Source organism: Streptomyces silaceus, assembly GCF_001419745.1.
GTDB classification, from domain to species: domain Bacteria; phylum Actinomycetota; class Actinomycetes; order Streptomycetales; family Streptomycetaceae; genus Streptomyces; species Streptomyces silaceus.
The window spans coordinates 1-2,639 of the sequence record NZ_LIRJ01000701.1 but is presented as its reverse complement, the minus strand read 5'-3'; the positions used below and the strand labels follow the sequence as shown (position 1 = coordinate 2,639).

At 73.9% G+C, this 2,639-nt stretch carries 2 protein-coding genes; both read left to right on the top strand.

Annotated elements, in window-relative coordinates:
- The first annotated feature begins 27 nt into the window (after positions 1-27).
- Positions 28-696, top strand: coding sequence for an HAD family hydrolase (locus AOK22_RS38840; protein WP_055703324.1), 669 nt, complete (start codon positions 28-30; stop codon positions 694-696).
- 107 nt (positions 697-803) lie between these two features.
- The coding region (locus AOK22_RS38835) for an ATP-binding protein (protein ID WP_055703323.1) at positions 804-2,639 on the top strand (1,836 nt) is incomplete at its 3' end.

Genomic DNA, 2,639 nt, shown 5'->3' with positions numbered 1-2,639 from the left:
GTGCGTGGGGGAGGGTAGGTTTTCGGTATGGGGAAGTTGATGCGCGGGGCGCATATCGTGTGGGACTGGAACGGGACGCTCCTGCATGACATACATGCGGTGATCGAGGCCACGAACGCGTCCTTCGCGGAGATCGGCATGGAACCGATCACGCTGGAGCGGTACCGGGACCTGTACTGCGTACCGGTCCCGTTGTTCTACGAGCGGCTCATGGGGCGGCTGCCCACCGACGCCGAGTGGCGGGTCATGGACACCGCCTTCCACAAGCACTACTGGGCGCGCGTGGACGCCTGCGGCCTGGCCGAAGGGGCCGCCGAGCTGCTGGCCGAGCGGCGGGCCGGGGGACGTACGCAGTCGCTCCTGTCGCTGGCCCCGCACGAGCACCTCGTGCCGATCGTGCGCCGGCACGGCATCCAGGAACACTTCGTACGCATCGACGGCCGCACCGACGACTCGCACGCGGGCAAGGCCGAGCGGATGGTGCGCCACCTCGCCGAACTCCAGGGCGTCGCGGCCGAACGCGTCGTCGTGATCGGGGACGCCGTCGACGACGCGCGCGCCGCCGCGCACGTCGGCGCGCGCGCCGTGCTCTACACCGGCGGGTCGCACAGCCGGGTGAGTCTGGAGGCCGCCGGGGTGCCGGTCGTCGACAGCCTCGCCGAGGCCGTGGACACGGCGGAACGTCTCGCCGCCTGACGCGGATGCGGTGATTCCGTTCACGCTCCGCGTCGTTCTGCGTACGCTGAGGTGAGATTCTCGGCGGGGTGAGCCTTGCGGAACGACGTGACGGGGGCGGTATCGCGATGGGTTTCGGCTTCGGGCAGCGACGGGGCGGGCAACTGCCCGCCGAATTGACCTCGTTCGTCGGCCGTGTGGACGAACTGGCGCAGGTGCAGGCGGCGTTCGCGTACGCGCGGCTCGTCACGCTCGTCGGACCGGGCGGCGTCGGCAAGAGCCGCACCGCGCTGCGGGCCGCGGCCGGACTCGGCGAGCGCTTCCCCGACGGGGTGTGGCTGGCCGAGCTGTCCGCCCTCAGGGACCCGGAGCTGATCCCGGCCACGCTCGCCGCGGTCCTCGAACTGCCGGAGCAGTCCGGGATGGCGCCGCTCGACGCGGTCGTCGCGCATCTGCAGGGCCGGCGGCTGCTCATCGTGCTGGACACCTGCGAGCACCTCGTCGACGCGTGCGCGATGCTCTCCGACATCCTGCTGCGCGAGGCCGCGGACGTGTGCGTGCTGGCGACCAGCCGGCAGCCGCTGGACGTGCCGGGCGAGCACTGCTGTCCCGTCTCGCCGCTCGCGCCGGACGACGCCGTGGAGCTGTTCGCGCAGCGGGCCGCCGCCGTGGTGCCCGGCTTCGCGGCGCGCGAGGAGAACCGCGAGCGGCTCCGCGCGCTGGTCCACCGCCTCGACTGCATCCCGCTCGCGCTCGAACTCGCCGCGGTGCGGCTGCGCGCGGTGTCCGTCGAGGAGCTGGTGGCGCGGCTCGACGACCGGTTCCAGGTGCTCACCGGAGGGCGGCGGACCGCGCTGTCGCGGCACCAGACGCTGCGTACGGCGATCGACTGGTCGCACGAACTGTGCACGCCCGCCGAGCAGTTGCTGTGGGCGCGGCTCTCCGTGTTCGCGGGCTCCTTCGAGCTGGCCGCGGCCGAACAGGTCTGCGGCGGCGAGGAGTTGCCCGTCGGGGAGGTCCTGGAGCAGCTCATCGGGCTCGTCGACAAGTCCGTGGTGCAGCGGCTCGGGGAGTCGGGCAACCGCTACCGGCTGCTCGACACGCTCCGGGAGTACGGGAGCGAGCGGCTCGCCGCCGCCGAGGGCGACGGGAGTGCCGCGCTGCGGGCGCGGCACTTCGCGTACTACCGGGATCTGGGGCGCCGCTTCGAGGACGGGTTCCTCGGCGCCGAGCAGCCGGCGCTGCACCGGTCGGTGCGCGCGGAGATCGCCGACCTGCGGGCCGCGCTGGAGTACGCGTACGAGACCGAGGGGCGGGCGCGGGAGGGGCTGCGCCTCGCGGCGCGGCTGTGGCCGCACTGGCGGGCCTCCGGGACGCTGTCCGAGGGCGGGTACTGGTTCGAGAAGGGCCTGGAGCGGGTGCCCGAGGACTGCTCGGCGCGGGCGTGGGGGCTGCTGGGGACCGGTGTCATCGGCGTGTGGACGGCGGATCTCGCGACGGCCGTCGAGCGGATGGCGCTGGCCCGGGAGTCCGCGGCGCGGGCGGGCGACGAGCAGGTCGAGCAGTTCGCGGAGGCGTACGCGCACGGGCTCGCGGCGCTGTGCGGTGACGCGGCCGGGCTCGACGCTCTCGCGGCGGTGCGGGAGCGGATGGCGGAGTGCGACAACCTGCTGGGGCTTGTGGTCCTCGGGTACGAGGCGGCGCTGCTGCGGGCCGTCCTCGGGGACACGGAGGGCGCGCTCCGGCTGTGCGCGCAGGGGCTCGAACTGCTGGAGGGCAGCGGGGAACGGCAGATCTACGGGTCCACGCTGATGGCGCAGGGCCTGGTGCGGTGGCTCGCGGGGGACCGGGCGGCGGGCGTCGCGTCGCTGTGCCGGGGGATAGAGGCCGCGAGCGAGGTCGACGAGATCCTGGTCGCCGCGATGTGCTGCCACGGGCTCGCGTGGGCGGCGGCGGGGGAGGGG